This is a genomic window from Ectopseudomonas toyotomiensis (assembly GCF_900115695.1).
GTDB classification, from domain to species: Bacteria; Pseudomonadota; Gammaproteobacteria; order Pseudomonadales; family Pseudomonadaceae; genus Aquipseudomonas; species Aquipseudomonas toyotomiensis.
Map to the genome: position 1 here is coordinate 56,907 of NZ_FOXK01000003.1, position 21,020 is coordinate 77,926.

Annotated in this window: 22 protein-coding genes; 17 read left to right on the forward strand and 5 right to left on the reverse strand. The window is 63.4% G+C overall.

The features are described from left to right. Nucleotides 1-3 precede the first annotated feature (3 nt). The 5 genes from mltG (at nucleotide 4) to BM186_RS06475 (ending at nucleotide 4,072) form a co-directional block, all read left to right on the forward strand. Nucleotides 4-1,059: an endolytic transglycosylase MltG gene (gene mltG, locus BM186_RS06455; protein ID WP_074913992.1), complete on the forward strand. Its 1,056-nt coding sequence runs from the start codon at nucleotides 4-6 to the stop codon at nucleotides 1,057-1,059. 9 nt (nucleotides 1,060-1,068) lie between these two features. Next, nucleotides 1,069-1,701, forward strand: a complete 633-nt coding sequence (tmk, locus tag BM186_RS06460; protein WP_059391794.1) for a dTMP kinase — start codon at nucleotides 1,069-1,071, stop codon at nucleotides 1,699-1,701. Next, the gene (locus tag BM186_RS06465; protein ID WP_074913993.1) at nucleotides 1,694-2,686 is read left to right on the forward strand and encodes a DNA polymerase III subunit delta'; all 993 of its coding nucleotides are present in this window, start codon (nucleotides 1,694-1,696) and stop codon (nucleotides 2,684-2,686) included. The genes tmk and BM186_RS06465 overlap by 8 nt, the downstream gene beginning before the upstream one ends. Before the next feature lie 126 nt (nucleotides 2,687-2,812). Beyond that, nucleotides 2,813-3,169, forward strand: coding sequence for a PilZ domain-containing protein (locus BM186_RS06470; RefSeq protein ID WP_003245164.1), 357 nt, complete (start codon nucleotides 2,813-2,815; stop codon nucleotides 3,167-3,169). Nucleotides 3,170-3,283: 114 nt separating this feature from the next. Then, entirely contained in the window at nucleotides 3,284-4,072 is a 789-nt protein-coding gene (locus tag BM186_RS06475; protein ID WP_074913994.1) for a TatD family hydrolase, read from the forward strand. Between the two features lie 350 nt (nucleotides 4,073-4,422). Here the strand turns inward: BM186_RS06475 and BM186_RS06480 are convergent, their stop codons facing one another. Next, a complete protein-coding gene (locus tag BM186_RS06480; protein ID WP_074913995.1) occupies nucleotides 4,423-5,556 on the reverse strand; it encodes an aminotransferase class V-fold PLP-dependent enzyme in 1,134 nt (377 codons plus the stop codon). 75 nt (nucleotides 5,557-5,631) lie between these two features. Between BM186_RS06480 and BM186_RS06485 the strand changes: the two genes are divergently transcribed. Both BM186_RS06485 and BM186_RS06490 read left to right on the forward strand, forming a co-directional pair. Continuing rightward, complete coding sequence (locus tag BM186_RS06485; RefSeq protein WP_003461933.1) at nucleotides 5,632-6,255, forward strand: TetR/AcrR family transcriptional regulator; 624 nt, start codon at nucleotides 5,632-5,634, stop codon at nucleotides 6,253-6,255. 79 nt (nucleotides 6,256-6,334) lie between these two features. Then, complete coding sequence (locus BM186_RS06490; RefSeq protein WP_074913997.1) at nucleotides 6,335-7,303, forward strand: GTP 3',8-cyclase MoaA; 969 nt, start codon at nucleotides 6,335-6,337, stop codon at nucleotides 7,301-7,303. Between the two features lie 191 nt (nucleotides 7,304-7,494). Here the strand turns inward: BM186_RS06490 and BM186_RS06495 are convergent, their stop codons facing one another. Together BM186_RS06495 and arsB are read right to left on the reverse strand one after the other, a co-directional pair. Then, nucleotides 7,495-7,767 (reverse strand): hypothetical protein, encoded by a 273-nt coding sequence (locus tag BM186_RS06495; protein WP_074913998.1) that lies wholly within the window; start codon nucleotides 7,765-7,767, stop codon nucleotides 7,495-7,497. Between the two features lie 108 nt (nucleotides 7,768-7,875). Next, nucleotides 7,876-8,952, reverse strand: coding sequence for an ACR3 family arsenite efflux transporter (gene arsB, locus BM186_RS06500; RefSeq protein WP_074914000.1), 1,077 nt, complete (start codon nucleotides 8,950-8,952; stop codon nucleotides 7,876-7,878). Nucleotides 8,953-9,058: 106 nt separating this feature from the next. Here arsB and BM186_RS26960 point away from each other — a divergent pair, with 106 nt between their 5' ends. The 8 genes from BM186_RS26960 (at nucleotide 9,059) to BM186_RS06540 (ending at nucleotide 15,584) form a co-directional block, all read left to right on the forward strand. Then, a complete protein-coding gene (locus tag BM186_RS26960; RefSeq protein WP_074914001.1) occupies nucleotides 9,059-9,835 on the forward strand; it encodes a metalloregulator ArsR/SmtB family transcription factor in 777 nt (258 codons plus the stop codon). Nucleotides 9,836-9,935: 100 nt separating this feature from the next. Continuing rightward, nucleotides 9,936-10,649 carry an arsenical resistance protein ArsH gene (gene arsH, locus BM186_RS06510; RefSeq protein WP_074914003.1) on the forward strand — a complete coding sequence of 238 codons (714 nt, stop codon included), beginning with the start codon at nucleotides 9,936-9,938 and terminating at the stop codon, nucleotides 10,647-10,649. 18 nt (nucleotides 10,650-10,667) lie between these two features. Then, entirely contained in the window at nucleotides 10,668-11,168 is a 501-nt protein-coding gene (locus BM186_RS06515) for a cyclin-dependent kinase inhibitor 3 family protein (protein WP_074914005.1), read from the forward strand. Nucleotides 11,169-11,181: 13 nt separating this feature from the next. Then, entirely contained in the window at nucleotides 11,182-12,186 is a 1,005-nt protein-coding gene (locus BM186_RS06520) for an ArsJ-associated glyceraldehyde-3-phosphate dehydrogenase (protein ID WP_074914006.1), read from the forward strand. 194 nt (nucleotides 12,187-12,380) lie between these two features. After that, nucleotides 12,381-13,610, forward strand: coding sequence for an organoarsenical effux MFS transporter ArsJ (gene arsJ / locus BM186_RS06525; RefSeq protein WP_074914008.1), 1,230 nt, complete (start codon nucleotides 12,381-12,383; stop codon nucleotides 13,608-13,610). A gap of 100 nt (nucleotides 13,611-13,710) precedes the next feature. Next, a complete protein-coding gene (locus BM186_RS06530) occupies nucleotides 13,711-14,313 on the forward strand; it encodes a DUF4823 domain-containing protein (protein ID WP_072425910.1) in 603 nt (200 codons plus the stop codon). Between the two features lie 106 nt (nucleotides 14,314-14,419). Further along, on the forward strand, nucleotides 14,420-14,989 hold the full coding sequence (locus BM186_RS06535) for a DUF1285 domain-containing protein (RefSeq protein ID WP_017677589.1): 570 nt from the start codon (nucleotides 14,420-14,422) through the stop codon (nucleotides 14,987-14,989). Between the two features lie 64 nt (nucleotides 14,990-15,053). Next, nucleotides 15,054-15,584, forward strand: coding sequence for a GNAT family N-acetyltransferase (locus BM186_RS06540; protein ID WP_017677588.1), 531 nt, complete (start codon nucleotides 15,054-15,056; stop codon nucleotides 15,582-15,584). Nucleotides 15,585-15,596: 12 nt separating this feature from the next. On the opposite strand, the gene BM186_RS06545 is transcribed toward BM186_RS06540, so the two are convergent. Beyond that, on the reverse strand, nucleotides 15,597-17,369 hold the full coding sequence (locus BM186_RS06545; RefSeq protein WP_074914009.1) for a S8/S53 family peptidase: 1,773 nt from the start codon (nucleotides 17,367-17,369) through the stop codon (nucleotides 15,597-15,599). Nucleotides 17,370-17,456: 87 nt separating this feature from the next. Further along, entirely contained in the window at nucleotides 17,457-18,659 is a 1,203-nt protein-coding gene (locus BM186_RS06550; protein ID WP_074914011.1) for an NAD(P)/FAD-dependent oxidoreductase, read from the reverse strand. A gap of 89 nt (nucleotides 18,660-18,748) precedes the next feature. Between BM186_RS06550 and BM186_RS06555 the strand changes: the two genes are divergently transcribed. Beyond that, on the forward strand, nucleotides 18,749-19,729 hold the full coding sequence (locus tag BM186_RS06555) for a GlxA family transcriptional regulator (RefSeq protein WP_074914012.1): 981 nt from the start codon (nucleotides 18,749-18,751) through the stop codon (nucleotides 19,727-19,729). Nucleotides 19,730-19,816: 87 nt separating this feature from the next. Further along, nucleotides 19,817-20,956, forward strand: coding sequence for an acetyltransferase domain-containing protein (locus BM186_RS06560; protein WP_074914014.1), 1,140 nt, complete (start codon nucleotides 19,817-19,819; stop codon nucleotides 20,954-20,956). The last annotated feature ends 64 nt before the right edge of the window (nucleotides 20,957-21,020 follow it).

Below are 21,020 nucleotides of genomic sequence, written 5' to 3' on the forward strand. Positions count from 1 at the left end.
CTGGTGCTACGCAAGATCCTGGTGCTGCTTGAGTGCGGCGTGCTACTGGCTGCGCTGCTCGTCGTGGGGGCCGCCTGGCAGCAGCAGAGAGCGCTGGAGCAGCCTCTGCATCTGACTGAGGAAAGACTCCTGGAGGTGCCGTCCGGCGCCACGCCGAGCGGCCTGCTCAATCGCCTGGAGGCGGAGGGCGTGATCGACAACGCCTTCTGGCTGCGCCTTTACTGGCGCTTCAACCTGCGGGCTCCGGCCATGCACAGCGGCGAATACCGCCTGCTGCCGCAGCAAACTGCGCGAGACATGCTCGGCCTGTGGCAACGCGGTGAGGTGGTGCAGTACAGCCTGACCCTGGTCGAGGGCTGGAACTTCCGCCAGGTGCGCGCCGCTCTGGCTCGCCAGGAGCGTCTGGAGCAGCGCCTGGCCGATCTCAGCGATGCCCAGTTGATGGAGCGCCTGGGCCTGGCCGGGCAGAACCCGGAAGGGCGTTTCTTCCCCGATACCTATCGCTACGTGCGTGGTATGAGCGACGAGGACCTGCTCAAGCAGGCCAACGTCCGTCTTGAGAGCGTGTTGGCAGAAGAGTGGCAGAAGCGCGCCGAGGGTTTGCCCTATCGCGAGCCGTACGACGCGTTGATCATGGCCTCGATGATCGAGAAGGAAACCGGTGTACCCGAAGAGCGCGGCGAGATTGCCGGCGTGTTCGTGCGTCGCCTGCGCATGGGCATGCGCCTGCAGACCGACCCCACCGTCATCTACGGCATGGGCGAGCGCTACAACGGCCGCATCACCCGCGCCGACCTGCGTACGCCAACGCCTTACAACACCTACACCATCGACGGCATGCCGCCGACGCCGATCGCCATGGTCGGCCGCGAGGCGATTCACGCGGCGCTCAACCCGCTTGATGGCACCACCCTGTATTTCGTCGCGCGAGGCGACGGTAGCCATGTGTTCTCCAACACCCTGGCCGAGCACAACCGCGCGGTGCGCGAATACCAGCTCAAGCGTCGCGCCGACTACCGCTCCAGCCCCGCGCCACGCGCGGCGGCCGAAACCGAATAAGGGCAACCCGTGACTGGTCTGTTTATTACCCTGGAAGGCCCGGAAGGCGCCGGCAAAAGCACCAATCGCGAATATCTGGCCGAGCGCCTGCGCGAGCAGGGCATCGATGTGCTGCTGACTCGTGAACCCGGCGGCACGCCGCTGGCCGAGCGGATCCGTGAATTGCTGCTTGATCCGAGCGATGAGCCGATGGCCGCCGATGCCGAGTTGCTGCTGGTATTCGCTGCCCGTGCCCAGCATCTGCAGCAGGTCATTCGTCCGGCTCTGGCCAAGGGCAGCGTGGTGCTGTGCGACCGTTTCACTGATGCCACCTACGCCTACCAGGGCGGTGGTCGGGGTCTTTCCATCGAACGTATCGCGCAACTGGAGCAGTTCGTTCAGGGCGAGCTGCGCCCTGATCTGACGCTGATTTTCGATCTGCCGGTGGAGATCGGTCTGGCTCGCGCCGCGGCTCGCGGTCGCCTGGATCGTTTCGAGCAGGAAGGCCGTGGCTTCTTCGAAGCGGTACGTCAGGCCTATCTGCAGCGCGCCGAGCAGGCGCCACAACGATATCGCGTGCTGGACGCGGGGCAGACCCTGGCTCAGGTGCAGGCCGATATCGATGCCTTGCTGCCGAGTCTGCTGGAGGCTTGCCGTGGCTGATGTCTATCCCTGGCAACAAGCGCTCTGGCAGCAACTCGCCGGGCGTAGCCAGCACGCCCATGCCTACCTGCTGCATGGTCCGGCCGGCATCGGCAAGCGTGTGTTGGCCGAGCGCCTGATGGCGCGCCTGCTGTGCCAGAACCCGAATGGGCTGGATGCCTGTGGCAACTGTAAATCCTGTCATCTGTTGGCTGCCGGTACTCACCCGGACAACTACGTGCTGGAGCCCGAGGAGGCGGACAAGCCGATCAAGGTCGATCAGGTGCGTGAGCTGGTCGACTTCGTGGTGCAGACCGCGCAGCTCGGTGGGCGCAAGGTTGTGCTGCTGGAGCCGGCCGAGGCGATGAACCTCAACGCCGCCAACGCGCTGCTGAAAAGCCTGGAAGAACCCTCCGGCAATACCGTGCTGCTGCTCATCAGCCACCAGCCCAGCCGCCTGCTACCGACCATCAAGAGTCGCTGCGTGCAGCAGGCCTGCCCATTGCCGAGCGAGGCGATGAGCCTGGCCTGGCTGGCCCAGGCACTGCCCGAACTGGGTGACGATGAACGAAGCGATCTGCTGACTCTGGCGGCGGGTTCGCCACTGGCCGCCGTGCGTTTGCAGGCGCAAGGCGTGCGCGAGCAGCGTGCGCAGGCTGTGGAGGGCGTGAAGAAACTGCTCAAGCAGCAGGTCTCCCCGAGCCAACTGGCGGAAAGCTGGAACTCACTGCCGCTGAATCTGCTGTTCGACTGGTTCTGCGACTGGGCGCAACTGATGTTGCGCTACCAACTGACCAAGGATGAGCAAGGCCTGGGCCAGGTCGATATGCGCAAGGTGGTGCAGTACCTGGCGGACAAGAGCGCGCAGGCCAAGGTATTGGCGATTCAGGAATGGCTGCTCGCGCAAAGGCAGAAGGTGATGGGTAAAGCCAACCTCAATCGTGTGCTGCTACTGGAAGCCTTGCTGGTGCAGTGGGCCGCCTTGCCAGGACAGGATCGCGGCTGACTGGTGCGAGAGTCGGATTCGGCAGGGCGTCACATTCTGCTGGCTGCCTGCCGCCCGGTTGTTTGCGCATGAGCATGAACAAGCCCTAGAATCAGCCATTAAGCAATAAACGCTAGGAATGCGCTGATGAGCCTGCCACCCAATCTGGGTCCCCGTAACGGAATTCTGTCCCTGACCATCAAGGACAAGTCCGTGTTGTACGCGGCCTACATGCCTTTCATCAAGAATGGCGGCCTCTTCATTCCCACCAACAAGAGCTACAAGCTCGGTGACGAAGTGTTCATGCTGCTTAACCTGATGGATGAGCCGGAGAAGATTCCGGTGGCCGGCAAGGTGGTGTGGATCACCCCTAAAGGCGCCCAGGGCAACCGTGCTGCCGGTGTCGGCGTGCAGTTCAACGATGGCGATAACACCGCTCGCAACAAGATCGAAACCTACCTCGCTGGCGCGCTGAAGTCCGACCGGCCGACTCACACCATGTAACCCGCTGGCCGCGAGTTCACTGTCTTCGCGGCCGAAGCATCTCCCCCAGAGCGTCCAGGCGCCTGCCACTTTCGATTACAATTCGGGCTTTCCATTTGCCCGAGTTCTCCTGCTGTGCTGATCGACTCCCATTGCCACCTTGATCGTCTCGACCTCGCTGCCCATGGCGGCTCGCTGGATGCTGCTCTTGATGCAGCGCGCGCAGCCGGCGTCGGGCATTTCCTGTGTATTGGCGTCAGCGCTGACAACGCCGCCACGGTCAAGGGCCTGGCCGAGCGCTATGCCGATGTCGATTGCTCGGTGGGCGTGCATCCGCTGGATCTCGAGCCGGGCGCCGAGCCTGCGCTGGACTGGCTACTGGGCGAGCTGGCACATCCAAAAGTGGTGGCCATTGGTGAGACCGGTCTGGATTACCACTACGAGCCGGAATCCGCTGCGCTGCAGCAGGCCTCCTTCCGTCTGCATCTGGAGGCAGCGCGCATTACGGGCAAGCCGGTAATCGTGCATACCCGCGAGGCTCGCGCCGACACCCTGACGTTGTTGCGCGAAGCGGCGCTGCCGCAGGCCGGCGTGCTGCATTGCTTCACCGAAGACTGGGAGATGGCCAAGGCCGCGCTGGACATCGGTTTCTACATCTCTTTGTCCGGCATCGTCACCTTCCGCAATGCCGAAGCGCTGCGCGAGGTGGCGCGCCAAGTGCCGGCTGACCGTCTGCTGGTGGAAACCGACTCGCCTTACCTGGCGCCCGTGCCGCATCGTGGCAAGCCCAACCTGCCACAATACGTGCGTGAAGTGGCCGAGTACCTGGCCGTACTACGTGGCGTCAGCTACGAGACCCTGGCCGAGCAGACCTCGAGCAACTTCAAGCGTTTGTTCCCGTTGGCTGGTGTGGCTGACGCATAACAGCCCGTAGGGGGCGCCGCGCACCAGGCGATGTGAGGCGTTGCAACCATGGTGGGTTACGCCGCACCCAGATCCAGTGAAGCAGTCAGCGACCGTGACAGGCGGCTAACCTACCCTACGGGAACGGCGATCCACTGAGCAAAAAAAACCCGGACTCTGGGGGATGAATCCGGGTTAAGACCATTAGGAGTAAATCAAGGTACGCGGTCCACGGTACCTTGGCTGGCGGGGCACTTGGGGGGAGATGCCGCACACCAGTAAGTTCCAGTATTAGCCATGATCAGCGAGCGTCCAGGCCAAAGCCTGAGTTTTTTAAACGGATTTGGAATACCGCGGACGCTGCTGAGTCCTCACCCTTTTGCCAGCTGGGTTAGCAGGCCCAGGGTCTCTTCGATCACCTGCTCGCTGGTATAGAAATGTGGCGACAGGCGTACGCCTGGACCGCGCTGCACGCAGATCACCTGTTCCTCGCGCAGACGTTGATACAGCGCGGGGTTGTCCCAGCCTGCCAGGCTGAAGTTGAGAATGCCGGCACGGCGCGCTGAGTCGAGCGGGCTATGAATCACCGCACCGGGTAATGCGCGAATGCCGTCGTCAAGGCGCTGCACCCGTTCCTCCAGCAAGGCGCCGACCCGCTCCATGCCCACTTCTTCGAGCAACGACAAACTCGCCTCCAGGGCGAAGGCGCCGAGCATGTTCGGGCTGCCGCATTCGAAGCGCCGTGCACTGCGGGCCGGTTGCCAGTCCTGGCGGGTGTAATCGCCGGCGTGCTCCAGCATGTGCCAGCCGTACTCGTGCAGTTTCAGCTGGTCGCGTACCGCACTGCGGCAGTAGAACACCGCCAGGCCCTCCGGGCCGAGCATCCATTTGTGGCCGTCGGCCATGGCGAAGTCGCAGTCGTAGGCCTGGACGTCGAAGGGTAGGGCGCCCAACTGCTGGATGGCATCGATGCAGAACAGCACGCCGTGCTGACGGCAACCGCGGCCGAGGCGCGGCAGATCCAGGCGCAGGCCGCTGGCGAACTGCACGGCGCTGATCGACAACAGGCGTGTTCGCGGGGTGAAGGCGGCGAGCAGCGCTGCTTCCGGATCGTCGCCCTTGAGATTGACTTCGATCACCTCCACGCCTTGGGCGGCCAGCGCCAGCCAGACGATGCGGTTGGAAGGGAATTCCTCGTCGCTGATGATCACCTGGTCGCCGGCTCGCCAGTCCAGGCCGAATGCCACGAAGGACAGCGCCTCGGAGGTATTCTTGACCAGTGCAATATCACCGGTACTTGGTGCGTTCATCAGGCGCACAAGGCGTTCGCGTAGGCTACGCTCCAGTTTCAGCCAGTCGGGATAGTCACGCGCTCCGCTGGTCACGTTCGCTTCCGAGAACCGCCGCACCGCTTCAGCGCTGCGTTTCGGCCAGGGGGCGACCGCCGCATGGTTCAGATAGCGCAGTCCATTTTCCAGGGGGAACTCATCATGAAACACGTACATGGTCGGATGATCCGTGCAATTTGGCCGCATTTGGGCATAATAAGCGGCTTCGATTTTTGACCCCGTAGTCCCTTTATGCAGAAAGAACCCCGTAAGGTCCGCGAATTCCGTCGCCGCGAGCAAGAAATTCTCGATACCGCGCTGAAACTCTTCCTCGAACAAGGAGAAGACAGCGTTACTGTCGAGATGATCGCTGATGCGGTCGGTATCGGCAAAGGCACTATCTACAAGCACTTCAAGTCCAAGGCGGAGATCTACCTGCGCCTGATGCTCGACTACGAGCGTGATCTCAACGAGCTGCTGCATTCGGCCGACGTGGATCGTGACAAAGAAGCGCTGTCGCGTGCGTACTTCGAGTTCCGCATGCGCGATCCGCAGCGCTATCGGCTGTTCGACCGCCTGGAAGAAAAGGTGGTCAAGGGCAATCAGGTGCCGGAAATGGTCGAGCAGTTGCACAAGATCCGTGCTTCCAACTTCGAGCGTCTGACCCAGCTGATCAAGGGCCGCATCGCCGAAGGTAAGCTGGAAGACGTGCCGCCGTACTTCCACTATTGCGCAGCCTGGGCCCTGGTGCACGGCGCCGTGGCGCTGTATCACTCGCCGTTCTGGAGCAATGTGCTCGAGGATCAGGAAGGCTTCTTCCAGTTCCTCATGGACATCGGCGTACGCATGGGTAACAAGCGCAAGCGCGACGCCTGATACCTGGCATGTCGGCCACGGTACTGTGCCGTGGCTGACATAGCGATATACTCCGGTTCTTAACGAACTGGAGCTCTCAATGATCGTCGACCGCCAGGGCAGACGCTTTCGCAACCTCCGCGTCAGCCTGACCGCCGCCTGCAACTACGCCTGCACCTACTGTGTGCCGAACGGCAAGCGTCTGGTCGCCGCTCAGGACGAACTCTCCGCCGACGCCATGGCGCGTGGCGTGGCTTATCTGATCGAAGCAGCCGGCATCGAGCGCTTGCGCATCACTGGTGGTGAACCGCTGGTCAGCACGCGTCTGGAGCCTTTCCTGCGCCAGGTCAGTCAGCTCGGCCTCGACGATATCAGCCTGACCACCAACGGCCAGTTGCTCGAGCGCAAGCTACCGCTGTTGGTCGAATGCGGTATTCGCCGCCTGAATGTTTCCCTCGATACCCTCGATGCTGACGCCTTCCGCAGCATCGCCCGCGGCGGCGACCTGGCCACCGTGTTGGCCGGCATGAAAGCGGCGCGCGAAGCCGGGATGAAGATCAAGGTCAACATGGTGCCGTTGCGCGGGCAGAACCTCGATCAGGTGCTGCCGCTGCTCGAGTACTGCCTGGAGCGGGGTTTCGAGTTGCGCTTCATCGAACTGATGCGCATGGGCCACCTGGCACGCGACCCCAATGCCTTCAACCAGCAATTCGTTGGTCTGCCGGAGCTGCTCGAGCTGATCGGCACCCGTCACCAGTATGTTCAGGCCAGCGCTCCGGTGGATGCCACGGCGATGCGCTACGCCATTCCCGGTGCCGGTCATTTCGGCGTGATCGCCAACGAAAGCGTGCCGTTCTGCCGTACCTGCTCGCGCCTGCGCCTGTCGTCTACCGGCTGGTTGCACGGCTGCCTGTCGTCGAGCAACCGCCACTTCGTTGGCGACCTGCTGGACAAACCCCGTCACCAGGCCTTGCCGGCGCTGCAGCGTCTGCTGGTCAAGGCACTCGGCGACAAGCAGGACCTGGCCTTCTCCGGCGGCGTCACCGTGATGAAGATCATCGGCGGCTGATGCTTGGTTGGCTGTTCTGGAACGACTTAGCTACGCAATCCTTTCTCGGCGATTGCCGCGTGCTCTCTGAAAAAGAAAGCGCCGGGGTGTTCTGCATCAGGCTTTCGGTCCAGTCCAAAAGAAAGCCGCCCGAAGGCGGCTGCGAGCGTCAGGCGCATCGTCTTTTCATACGCCCGACGCTTGTCTCATGATTAATTCTTCACTGCCTGCAGGTAATCCTTGAGGGTCTGCTCGTCAGCGGATTTGACCGTCATGCCCTCCGGGCCGCTGCCGATGTCGGTGAACTGCTTGGCCGGCTCGCCAGTGGCCTTGAAGTCCTTCAGCTCTTGAGAGTTCTCGCGAAATACCCACAGACGGCCGTCCTCGACTTCGGTGACGAAGCCAGGCCGGTCGTACTGGCTGGCCAGCGCGGTGCCGGCGAAGAGGCTGGAGAGCATCAGGGCGGTCAGGGCGATCTTTTTCATCGTTGTGCATCCTAGGGTGTTGGGGGTGGGCACACCCTAGCGTAGGCTATGTGACTTGCTTATTACATTATCCGTATATGCGTGTAACCAGATGTAAAATTTCCCTGGTTAGCGGTGCAAGGCGCGCTCGTACCAGTTGCGGCTCTTGTTGACCATGCGTACCAGCCAGAGCATCACCGGCACCTCGATCAGCACGCCGACCACGGTGGCCAGCGCCGCACCGGAGTCGAAGCCGTAGAGCACGATAGCCACGGCCACGGCCAGCTCGAAGAAGTTGGAGGCGCCGATCATGGTGGAGGGGCCGGCCACGTCATGGTGTACCTTCAGTGAGCGGTTGAGCCAGTAGCCGAGTGCAGCGATCAGCAGCGTCTGCAGCAGGATGGGCATGGCCAGAATGCCGATCACCAGTGGTTGTTCGACAATGGCCTGGCCTTGAAAGGAGAACAGCAGCACCAGGGTGGCCAACAGAGCGATGATGGAGAAGGGAGAGATTTTCGCCAGGGCCGCTTCGAAGGTGGGCTTGCCGCGCTTGAGCAGGTGGGCGCGTATGGCCTGGGCGATGGCCAGGGGGATGACGATGTACATCACCACCGATAGCAGCAGGGTGTCCCAGGGCACCGGGATCGACGACACGCCCAGCAGCAGGGCAACGATGGGGGCGAAGGCGAACACCATCACCAGGTCGTTGAGGGCCACCTGGCTGATGGTGAAGTTGGCGTTGCCGTTACACAGATTGCTCCACACGAACACCATCGCCGTGCAGGGCGCGGCGCCAAGCAGGATCAGCCCGGCCATGTAGCTGTCGAGCTGGTCGGCCGGCAGCCAGTCGGCGAACAGGATCTTGACGAACAGCCAGCCGATCAGGGCCATGGAGAAGGGCTTGACCACCCAGTTGACGAACAGGGTGACGCCGATGCCGGCTTTCTGCCCGCGCACTTCATGCAGCGAGCCAAAATCGATCTTCATTAGCATGGGGATGATCATCACCCAGATCAGCACGCCGACCGGGATGTTCACCTGGGCAACTTCCATGGCGCCGACTGCCTGAGCGGCCTGCGGAGCGAGCATGCCGAGAACTGTACCGGCCGCGATACAGAGGAACACCCACAGGGTCAGGTAACGCTCGAAGAACCCCAGGGGCGCGCCTGCGGATTGCTTCAGGGCGGTGTCACACGCATTTGTCATCTTGGTTGCCTATCCTCGTCATGGGCGCATGGCTCAAACATATTCGCTTTACTGCATATTCGCAAAATAATATATTCGCTCATGTGCATCCTTGACGGAAATCAACATGAGTCAGAAAAAGCGTGTCCTGTTCCTCTGCGTGGCCAACTCGTCGCGCTCGCAGATGGCCGAAGCGCTACTGCGCCATACCGACTCCGAACATTTCGAAGCCTTCAGTGCGGGCACCGCGCCCACTGCGGTAGACCCGCGCACCCGCGATGCGCTGGAGCACCTTGGCGTTTCTACCGCCGGGCTGTTCAGCATGTCGGTCGAGCAGGTCGCCGGCGAGCCGTTCGACTATGTGATCACCCTGTGCGACAAGTCCGCGCTGGAGTGCCTGGCGTTGCCCGGCACTGGCGAATACATCGCCTGGAACTTCGAGGATCCGGCGACCAGTTCGCAGAAGGACGCCTATCGCAAGACCCTGCACGAGATCCACGAGCGGATAAAGATGTTCGTGCTGATCAAGAGCAAGCCGGCCAGCGGTGACCCCGAGGCTATGGCCCCCACCGACGTGTTCAAGTGCCTGGCCGACGAGACGCGCGCGCGCATCGCCCTGCTCGTTACCCTGGAGCAGGAGCTGTGCGTCTGCGAGCTGACCGCGGCGCTGGAACAGGCTCAGCCGAAGATTTCCCGCCACCTGGCCTTGCTGCGCAGCAGCGGTCTGCTGGAAGACCGCCGTAATGGGCAGTGGGTGTACTACCGCCTGCATCCGCAGTTGCCCGAGTGGGTCAGGGACGTGCTCAAGCGCACCCTGGACAGCAATGCCGAGTGGCTGCGCCCGGATGTGCAGCGCCTGTGGCAGATGCGTGACCGCCCTGGGCGTAAGCCGCTCTGCGATTGAGCCATGCGGCACTTCATGGCCAGCGCCAGTGCGCGTCGACCCGCCCCGTGCGTGATGCCGACACTGCCGCCCGTTTAACCCCTTGCAGCGGATGAAAACCATGCACAACGACCTGCCCAATACTGACCGGCAACTGCTCGATCTTCCGACTGCGGACAAGCTCAGCGTCGAGTCGGCCTCGACCCACGCGCCGCGCATCCTGCTGTTGTACGGCTCCACTCGCGAGAAGTCCTTCAGTCGCCTGATGACCGAGGAGGCCGCGCGCCTGTTGCAGCACTTCGGCGCCGAGACGCGCATCTTCGACCCGCGCGGCCTGCCGCTGCCGGACGATGCGCCGGACAGCCATCCCAAGGTGCAAGAGCTGCGTGAGCTGATGCAGTGGTCGGAAGGCCAGGTGTGGTGCTCCCCCGAACGCCACGGCGCGATGACCGCCGTGTTCAAGGCGCAGATCGACTGGGTGCCGCTGGCCATGGGCGCGGTCCGCCCGACCCAGGGCAAGACCCTGGCGGTGATGCAGGTCTGCGGCGGCTCGCAGTCGTTCAACGTGGTCAATCAGCTGCGCGTACTGGGGCGCTGGATGCGCATGTTTACCATCCCCAACCAGTCCTCGGTGCCCAAGGCCTTCATGGAGTTCGACACGGAGGGCCGGATGAAGCCGTCCTCGTTCTACGACCGTCTGGTGGACGTGATGGAGGAACTGGTCAAGTTCACCCTGCTGCTGCGCGACCGCTCCGACTATCTGGTCGATCGCTACTCCGAGCGCAAGGAGTCGGCCGAAGAACTGTCCAAACGCGTCAATCAGCGCGCCATCTGAGCGAAGGAACTGCCCGCCATGACTCATCCATACGATGCACTGCACGTGCCCGGCCTGGCCGGCACGCTGATCTTCACGCCTTGCCCCGGCACCCGGGAAACCTCGCTGGAACAGGCGCTGCTGGCGCTCAAGCAGGCTGGTGCAGAGGGCGTGATCACCCTGATGCCGCACAGCGAGCTGGCCGCCAGCGGCGCCGAGCAAATCGCCCAGCAGTGCCAGGCCCTGGACCTGGCCTGGTATCACCTGCCGGTGGCCGACGAACAGGTGCCGCTGGAGGATTTCGGCGAGGGCTGGCGGGCATCGCGCCAGGCGATTCTCGAACACCTGCGTGGCGGCCGCGCGCTGGCCATCCACTGCAAGGGCGGCTCCGGGCGCACCGGTCTGATCGCCGCACGCATCCTCATCGAAACCGGCATCGCGCGCAGTCAGGCCATCGCCTTGGTGCAGGCACTGCGGCCCAAGGCCATCCAGCATCCCGCTCACGTCAACTGGATCAACCAGTTCGACGCGACCCACTGACAGAGGCATCGACATGAGCATCAAAGTAGGTATCAACGGTTTTGGCCGCATCGGCCGTCTGGCATTACGCGCGGCCTGGAACTGGCCAGAACTGGAGTTCGTGCAGATCAACGACCCGGCAGGCGACGCCGCCACCCACGCGCACCTGCTCAATTTCGACTCGGTGCATGGCCGCTGGCAGCATGAGGCGAGCAGCGACGGCGATTGCGTGGTGATCGATGGCAAGCGCATCAAGGTGAGCGCCAACAAGGCCATCGCCGACACCGACTGGAGTGGTTGCGACCTGGTGCTGGAGGCCAGCGGCAAGATGAAGACGGTCGCCGTGCTGCAGGGCTATCTGGATCAGGGCGTGAAGCGCGTGGTGGTCTGCGCGCCGGTCAAGGAGCAGGGCGCGCTGAATGTGGTGATGGGCGTCAACCAGTACCTGTTCGACCCGGCGCAGCATCGCATCGTCACCGCCGCGTCCTGCACCACCAATTGCCTGGCACCGGTGGTCAAGGTGATCCACGAGGCGCTGGGCATTCGTCACGGCTCGATCACTACCATCCACGACCTGACCAACACCCAGAGCATCCTCGACCAACCGCACAAGGACCTGCGTCGCGCCCGCGCCTCGGGTATGAGCCTGATTCCGACCACCACCGGTTCTGCCACGGCGATTGCCGAGATCTTTCCCGAGTTGCGCGGCAAGTTGAACGGCCATGCCGTGCGCGTGCCGCTGGCCAACGCCTCGCTGACCGATTGCGTGTTCGAGGTTGAGCGCGCCACCACCGCCGAGGAAGTCAACGCGCTGCTTAAAGCGGCCGCCGATGGCCCGTTGAAGAACATCCTTGGCTACGAGGAGCGCCCGCTGGTGTCCATCGACTACCGCACCGATCCGCGCTCGTCCATCGTCGATGCGCTATCGACCATGGTGGTGGCCGGCACTCAGGTGAAGATCTATGCCTGGTACGACAACGAGTGGGGGTATGCCAACCGCGCGGTGGAGCTGGCGCGCCTGGTCGGCCAGGCCGGCTGATTCGTAGGTGCGCCGTTGCGCACCAGCCAGCGCACCGAATGGGAAGGACAGGCTTATGGGCGTCCTTCCTGCTGCCTGGGACGAATCATCGGCTTGCTCGTATGCCCGTTAGGGAGCGCCATGGTGCGCGCGGCGCACCCTACGTTTGAGGCCAGCCGTCCGGCCGCTATAACGCCCGATCAGGAAATCACGCCATGCACGCCCTCGCACGACTCTCTCCGGAGATCCGCCAGTACCTCTTGGTAACCGGCAACTACTGGGCCTTTACCCTCACTGACGGCGCACTGCGCATGTTGGTGGTGCTGCATTTTCACAGCCTGGGCTACACGCCGCTGCAGATCGCCGCGCTGTTTCTGTTCTACGAGATCTTCGGCGTGGTCACCAACCTGGTGGGCGGCTACCTGGGCGCGCGGCTGGGTCTGAACCGCACCATGAACATCGGCCTTGGTCTGCAGGTACTGGCGCTGTTGATGCTCACCGTGCCGGCCGCCTGGTTGACCGTGCCCTGGGTCATGGTGGCGCAGGCGCTGTCCGGCATCGCCAAGGATCTGAACAAGATGAGCGCCAAGAGCTCGATCAAGCTCCTGGTGCCGGACAGTCAGCAGGGCACGCTGTACAAATGGGTGGCCATCCTCACCGGCTCGAAGAATGCGCTCAAGGGCGTCGGCTTCTTCCTGGGTGGCGCGCTGCTCGCCGTGCTCGGGTTCACCGGCGCGGTGCTGGCCATGGCTGCCGCGCTGGCGCTGATCTGGCTGGCCAGCCTGGTGCTGCTGAAGAAGGATCTGGGCAAGGCCAAGGCCAAGCCGAAATTCCGCGACATGCTCTCCAAGAGCCGGGCGATCAACATTCTTTCGGCTGCCCGGCTGTTTCTCTTCGGTGCGCGTGACGTCTGGTTCGTGGTGGCGCTACCGGTGTATTTGAGCAGTGTGTTCGGCTGGGATTTCTGGTTGGTGGGCGGCTTTCTCGCTGCCTGGGTAATCGGCTACGGCATCGTGCAATCGTTTGCACCGCGCATCACTGGCAAGCAAAACGGGCAAGTGCCGGACGGCCGCGCGGCTTTCGTCTGGGCCACGCTGCTGGCCGGGCTGCCAGCGCTGATCGCCTTGGGGCTGGGCACTGGCTGGTCGGCGCAGGTGGTCTTGCTCGGCGGGCTGATGCTGTTCGGCGTGCTGTTCGCGGTGAATTCCTCGCTGCACAGCTACCTGATCGTCAGCTACGCCAAGGAAGACGGCGTATCGCTGGACGTAGGCTTCTACTACATGTCCAACGCGCTGGGGCGGCTGATCGGCACGCTGCTGTCGGGCTGGGTCTTCCAGGCTTATGGGCTGGAGGCCTGCCTGTGGGTGTCCAGCGCGTTCGTACTGGCCGCTGCGCTGATTTCCATCGCCTTGCCCAGACACCGCGATACCGCTCGGCAGGCCTGAGGTCGCTGAAATGGCAAGGTGGACTTGAATAAGGCTGGCGCAGAACCTGCATCTACGCCTCATCCGCCGGATTTCCGTCACCGGCGAGGAGGATCGATTCATGCGTAACCTGCTTCTACTGGTGGCGCTGCTGGGCCTGACCGGGTGCATGAAGGTCAGCGATCTGGCCAGCGGCGCCGAGTACCACCTGCGCGATGCCGGTTTTCTCGACCACGGCCGTACCGAGCGCATGGCCTCGCGGCGCCTGCAGCAGGACTCCTTCATCTACATCGCCCAGGGCCACTTCGTGCCGCCAGGCCACGGCTACCCGCGGCCCAATGTGGTGGCCGAGGAGGCGTTCAAGGGCTTCGTCGAATACTTCCCGCTGGTGCGCCGCGCACGTCAGCCGGCGGGCCTGGATGAAGCCATGGCCGAGGCGCGCGGGGCTGGCGCACATTATCTGTTGTATGCGCGTTTCGCCTACAGCGATGACCGCATCGGCACCCTGGAGGAGTGGGAGGATCAGGAGGCTGCAGATCGCCTCGGCACTGACCGGGCATCGATCCAGCTGATGCTGATCGAAACCAATACCCGCTTCCTGGTCGACACCGCGCGGATTCGCAGCCGTGGCGGATTCCTGACGTTTTACGACGCCCAGCCGCAGGACCTGATCGGCCCGCCGCTGCACGACTATGCGCGCAGCCTGCTGGGTGTTGGCCGCTAAGAATAGGGGCAATCGGCGCGCCGCTCTTGTGGGAGGGGCTTTAGCCGCGACAGGTGCCACGGTGTATCCTCTTCAGTCCCCGGCAAAATATGGACGAGGAGAGAGCATGAGCGATCCAGGCAAGGCCGGCGACCTGCTGGCGCAGATCCCCAAGGGCGAAGGCAAGGGCCTGCCCCCTGTGCACCTGTGGAACCCCGATTTCTGTGGCGATATCGACATGCGTATCGCCCGCGATGGCACCTGGTATTACCTGGGCACGCCCATCGGCCGCAAACCCATGGTGCGGCTGTTTTCCACCATCATCCGCCGTGACGGCGACGATTATTTCCTGATCACGCCGGTGGAGAAGGTGGGTATCAAGGTAGACGACGCGCCTTTCGTTGCCGTGACCCTGCAGGTGGAAGGTGAGGGCGAAGCGCAGGTGCTGCGCTTTACCACCAACGTCGAGGACGAGGTCGTGGCCGGCGTCGAGCACCCGATTCGGGTGGAGATCGACCCTGCGACACTCGAACCCTCGCCCTATATTCTGGTGCGGCGTAACCTCGAAGCGCTGATTCATCGCAACGTGTTCTACCAACTGGTGGAACTGGCGGTGGAGCGCGAAGTGGACGGCAAGCCTTGGCTGGGGGTGTGGAGTGCCGGGCAGTTCTATCCCATCGGGCCGTCCCCGGTCTGAGTGGGCAATTCGGGAGAAGCGCCGGTGCGCGTAGCGCACCCTACGGGTTTGACAGGAGACGCAGATGGATGAGCATCGCATCGAAACCGAACGTCTGACGTTGCGCCCACCGCAGCCGGAGGATGCTGCCGAGGTGCAACGTCTGGCTGGTGATTTTCGTATTGCCGATGTCACCAGCAGCATTCCCCATCCTTATCCGCCCGAGCTGGCGCAGCAGTGGATCGAGCGCTGCGCGCAGGATTGGGCCAGTGGCACGGCGGCCAACTTCATCATCACCGAGTCGGCCAGCGGCAAGTTGGTCGGCAGCATGGCGCTCAAGGACATCGGCCGCGGCGAGGCCGAGGTGGGCTATTGGATCGGCGTGCCTTACTGGAGCCGTGGCTACGCCAGCGAAGCCTGCAATGCCCTGGTGGATTTCGCCTTTCAGCAACTGCGTCTGCGTCGCCTGCACGCCAGCCACCTGGCGCGCAATCCGCAATCCGGCCGAGTGCTGTTCAAGGCCGGCTTCCGCCATCTGGGCCTGGGCCACAGCCAGTGCGGCTGCCAGGGCAAGCTGGAGCCGGTCGAGCTCTATGAGCGGGTTTCCGGCGAGTGACCTGAGCGGCCCTCAACGCACCCGATCACGGCTCTGTACCGCCAGGTCCAGCGCCTTCTGCATATCCAGCCGCGCCGAGCGGCCCACGTCCTTGTCGCTCATCTTGTAGTTGCGCTCCGATGGCAGGATCGGCGCAGTCAGGTCTTCGGCGTCCATCGGTTCGAAGTCGTAATCACCGCCGATGGTCATGGCGCTGCGCCGTAGCAGCATGCGCACCTGTTCCGGCTGCAGACGCGGATTGATCGACAGCATGGCGGCGACCACACCGGTGACCAGGGGCGTGGCGTAGGAGGTACCGCAATGCACGTCGCCGGTCGCATCGACCTCACGGGTTGAAGCGCGGGCACAGGCGGCGGCGGTGATGTCGACGCGCATGTCGATGTTCGACGAGTTGCGTTTGACCGCGTAGCTCGGGTCGTCGATATCGACCTCCTTTTCCTTGTTGCGCTGATGCCCGCCGACCACCAGCAATTGCTCGGTGATGAAGGAGGAGGGCAGGCGATACTCGTCCTGGCCGGAGTAGGACGAACCGTTGCCGGCGGAGTTGATCACCAGCACGTCCGGGTGTTCCTCGCGCAACCAGAGGAAGAATTCCTCCAGCAACTCCTCATAGCCACTCATGGCGATGCCCGAGCGCACCAGCGAATCGATCTCGTCACCTTCGACGTTGCGCGTGCCAACGCGGTGGATGCCCCAGCTCCAGTTGAGGACACGTACGCCGTCTTCCACCAGGTTCACCGACGCGGCGATGTTGGCGGTGATGCCGGCGTCTGAGTTGCGCTCGACGATGACTTCGAAGCCCTGGCTGGCCTTGTCCAGCCCGCGCAGGAAACCGGTGTTGCCGCCCTTGTCCCAGTGCGCGGCGAGAATCCCGGCCACGGTGCTGCCATGGTTGTCCGGCTCGTCGGCATCACGCGCATAGACGCAGGTGCGCGGTTTGCCATCGGGGCAGGCGCCGAGGTAATCGGCGAAGTCGGGCGAATCGAAATCGACATTGCGCTCGATCACGCCGACGCGGATCGGTTCGGCCTCTATGGGCGTCTCGCCCGCCGGGATGCGTCGCTGGTAATAGTTCACCGCATCCATGAAGCGGTTCGCCGCCCACTCTTCGGAGTTCTTTTCCGGTTTGCGTGCTGGCTGGCGCGCGGCTTCGCGCTCTTCGCCGCGCTCCGGTGCGCTTTCTTCCACCACCACGGCATCGACGCTGGTTTCGTTGCCGATGCGCAGCACCAGCGCATCGCGCTCGGTCAGGTTCTTCACCGGCAGGCGCAGTTGGTAGACGTTCAGCGGTGGGATGGCGCCGACCACCTTGGCGTCGTATTTCTTCGCCAGGCGCCTGGCCTCGTCGAGGCCGTCGTGGCTTTCCTCGATCAGCAGGCTGACCAGGTCGACATAGGTGGTCAGGCCATCCATGTTCTTCGCCACTTCATCCGGGCCGGCAGCGAGCACATGGCTGCGATGCAGCGACAACCACACCGGATTGCTGGCGCGCGAGCCGTCCTCCAGCCACAGCGGTGCGCTGCGATGTTCGTTGCTGTTCAACTGTAAGCGTAGGCCATCGCCAGTGCGCTTGACCGCCGAAGCGGGCAGGGTGTCGTCGCCGAGGCGCAGCCTGGGCAGCTTCGCGCCAAGGCCACGCACCTGCATGCACCATTCCTGCTTTTCACTGGCGAGCAGGTCGCCGCAGCGCTGCAGGCTCTGGATGCGCAACGGGTCCTGCGCCTCGGCAAGGGGGCTGAGCAGGGCCACGACGAAAGCTGAGAGAAGGGCGCGGTTGGGCAGCATGGGGCAGGGTTTCCGTGACGATTGTCCTGCTTTTCCGACTGCCTTCGCCGCGCTTTGTTCAGGTTGGGAGGAAACTGGCTGCTTCGCTCAGGCCACTGGAATCGCCGGGTCGGCGGCTGCCAGGGCGATGGCGCGATCAGCGACCGGCGGGTAGATCCACAGGCTGTTGATCTGTTGTTTCAGCGTCTTGGCTTCGCTGCCGATCAGTTTTACCTGGCGATCCCAGCCTTCGCTGTACACCGCACCCCAGGCGCCGAGATCGAGGCAGGTCACGTACTTGGGCTGGCTGTAGTGCGTCGCCGCTATCCCGATCAATTCGGCTGCAGCGTTGTTGCCAGCGTGGCGACCCAAGGCGATGGCGTGCTGGCAGGACATCACGCTGAAGTTGCCGACATCGTCCGTTGCGGCGCGGGCGGTATCGCCTGCTGCGAAGATTGCAGGTTGACCCTGGACCTTGAGCTGGCTGTCGACCTGCAGTCGGCCTTGATGATCGCGTGGAGCATTGATCTGCTCGGTCAGCGCGCTGGCGCGAAAACCCACGGTCCAGATCACGGTATGGGAGGCGATACGCTGGCCGTCATCCAGGGTCACGCCATTGGCATCGACCGCCACCACCATGCGTCCCAGGCACCATTCGATTCCCAGTTCCCGCGACGCCTCGCTGATCGCCGGACGAATGCCATCACCCAGCGCGGCGGCAATCTCTTCGCCACGATCGACCACTACCACGCGAATTGCGGCGTCATCGCCGAGCAGGGCGCGCAGGCGTGCCGGCATTTCCGTCGCGGTCTCGATGCCGGTAAAGCCGCCGCCGGCGACCACCACGGTATTGCGTGCAGTGCTTGGCGGACGCTCTGCCAGGCTCGCCAAATGTTGCTCCAGGCGCACCGCCTGCTCGATTTCATCGACATCGAACAAATGCGCCTCCATGCCCTCCAGTGCTGGGCGCATCAGGCGGCTGCCCGAGGCCAGCACCAAGCGGTCGTAGCTCAGGCTCCCCGGCTTGCCGGCGGCGTCGCGATAGCTGACCTGCTGACGCGGTGCATCGATACCTTCGGCCGTGCCCTGAACGAATTCCACACCCACGGCTGCCAGCAGCTCGGTGAGAGGCGCTTTCATGCTTTGCACATTCGGCTCGTAGAAGCGCGGTCGAATGCGCAGCTCCGGCTGAGGGGCGAGCATGGTCACGCCGATATCCGTTCGTCCGTGTTGATCGAGCAGGCGCATGGCACTGAGGGCGCTCCATACCCCGGCAAAACCACCACCGACAATCAGAATGCGTTGTTTCATCTGGTACTCCTGGCTTTGGCACGTTTCGTTTGACGGAGTCATGCTAGGAGAGGAGCATTTCGGCAGATACGACATATACCCCCGAAATCATGCCAACTCGCCCGCGTACCGTTCTGTTCCTCGCCTACCCGCAAGTCGGTCTGCTCGATCTTACCGGCGCGCAGACGGTGTTCTGGGCGGCCACCAAGGCCATGCACGAACGCGGTTTGCCAGGTTACGAGCGCCTCACTGTCAGCCTTGCGGGTGGTTTGGTGGGCACTGCCGAAGGCCTGGTGGTGGATACCCAGCCGCTGGCAGAGGTACAGCTGGCGCAGGTCGATACGCTGATCGTGCCTGGCGCGCCGGAAATCGAGCGTGCGGTGGCCGAATCGGCCGAACTGATTGCCTGGATCGCCAGCAACGCACGGCGAGTGCGGCGCACGGCCTCCGTATGCAGTGGCACCTTTCTGCTGGCTCATGCGGGTTTGCTCGAGGGCAAGCGCGCGGCGACGCATTGGGCGATGTGCGACATGCTCAAGGCGCGTTTCCCGGCCATCGAAGTGGACAACAACGCCATCTTCATCGAGCAGGGCACAGTGTGGACCTCCGCGGGTGTCAGTGCCGGTATCGACCTCGCCTTGGCACTGGTCGAGGCCGATTGCGGGCGAGAGGTGGCCATGCAGGTGGCGCGTGAGCTGGTGGTCTTTCTCAAGCGTCCTGGCGGGCAGGCGCAGTTCAGCGAGCTGTTGCAGGCACAGGCCAAGGACACCTCGACCTTCGATGAGCTGCACCGCTGGTTGGGCGATCACCTGAGCAGCCCGGAGCTGAATATCGAGACCATGGCCAAGCGCTGCCACATGAGCCCGCGGCATTTCTCCCGCCTGTACAAACAGAAGACCGGGCGCACGCCGGCCAAGGCAGTGGAAATTTTCCGCCTCGAAGCCGCGCGCAGGCTGCTGGAGGACTCCACCCGCAATATCGATGTTATCGCCAGGCAATGCGGCTTCGGTGACGAAGAGCGAATGCGTGCGACATTCCAACGTCATTTAGCGATTTCGCCGCGGGATTATCGAAGACGCTTCTCGCGCTGAAGGCTCTGCGCCGCAGGTGGATGGCATCGGCTCGGCAGAATCTGGTTATAGTATTACGTTCTCTTCAAGCCCCATTCGAAGCCTTCCATGTCCTCCAATCGTCTGCTCTCGATCGACGCCCTACGCGGTTTGGTCATCCTCTTCATGTTGCTCGATCACGTTCGCGAAACCTTCTACCTGCACCAGCAGGTCGGTGATCCGATGGACGTGACCGCTACTGAGCCTGCGCTGTTCTTCAGCCGTACCCTGGCGCATCTGTGCGCGCCGGTGTTCATCCTGCTCACCGGGCTTTCGGCGTTTCTCTATGGCGAGAAGCAGATGAGCCGGGCGGCGACCAGCGCCTTCCTGTTCAAGCGCGGGCTGTTCCTGGTGGTGCTGGAGTTCACCCTGGTCAACTTCGCCTGGACCTTCCAGTTCCCGCCCACGGTGATCTACCTGCAGGTGATCTGGGCCATCGGCCTGAGCATGCTGGCGCTCTCCGTGCTGCTGTGGCTGCCGCGAACGCTGCTGGCCGTGCTGGGCCTGGCGCTGGTGGCGGGGCACAACCTGCTCGATGGGCTGCACTTCGATGCGGAGTCGGCGCTGCACATTCCCTGGGCGATCCTGCATGACCGCGGCTGGATCGAGTTTTCCGAAACCCTGCGTCTGCGCACCTCCTACCCGGTGCTGCCGTGGATCGGGGTTATTGCCCTGGGCTATGTGATCGGCCCGTGGTTCCGCTGGACCAGTGCGCCCGAGCAGCGTCTGCAATGGCTGCGTCGCGCCGGTTTCGGCGCGCTGGCGCTGTTCGTACTGCTGCGCCTGCTCAACGGCTATGGCGAGAAACCCTGGGCCGTGGAAGAAACCGCACTGCAAACGCTGATGGGCCTGTTCAACATCACCAAATACCCGCCGTCGCTGCTGTTCCTGGCGCTGACGCTGGGCGTCGGCCTGTTGCTGCTGGCCTACTTCGAGCGCCGCAACGATGGGCGCATGGTGCGCACGCTGGCCGTGTTCGGCAGCGCGCCGATGTTCTTCTACCTGCTGCACCTGTACGTGCTGAAGCTACTGTACATCGCCGCCTTCGCCATCTGGGGCGCGAACCAGGGGCATTACTTCGGCTTCGACTCGATGGGTTGGATCTGGGCTGCGACCGTGCTGCTGGCGCTGCTGCTGTTTGCGCCCACGCAGTGGTTCGCTCGACTCAAGGCGCGGCGCCGCGACATTCGCTGGTTGAAGTACCTCTGAGAGCCTTTGACGTAGGGTGCGCCGTGCGCACCAACTGGCACCTCGAAAATATCCGGTGCGCACG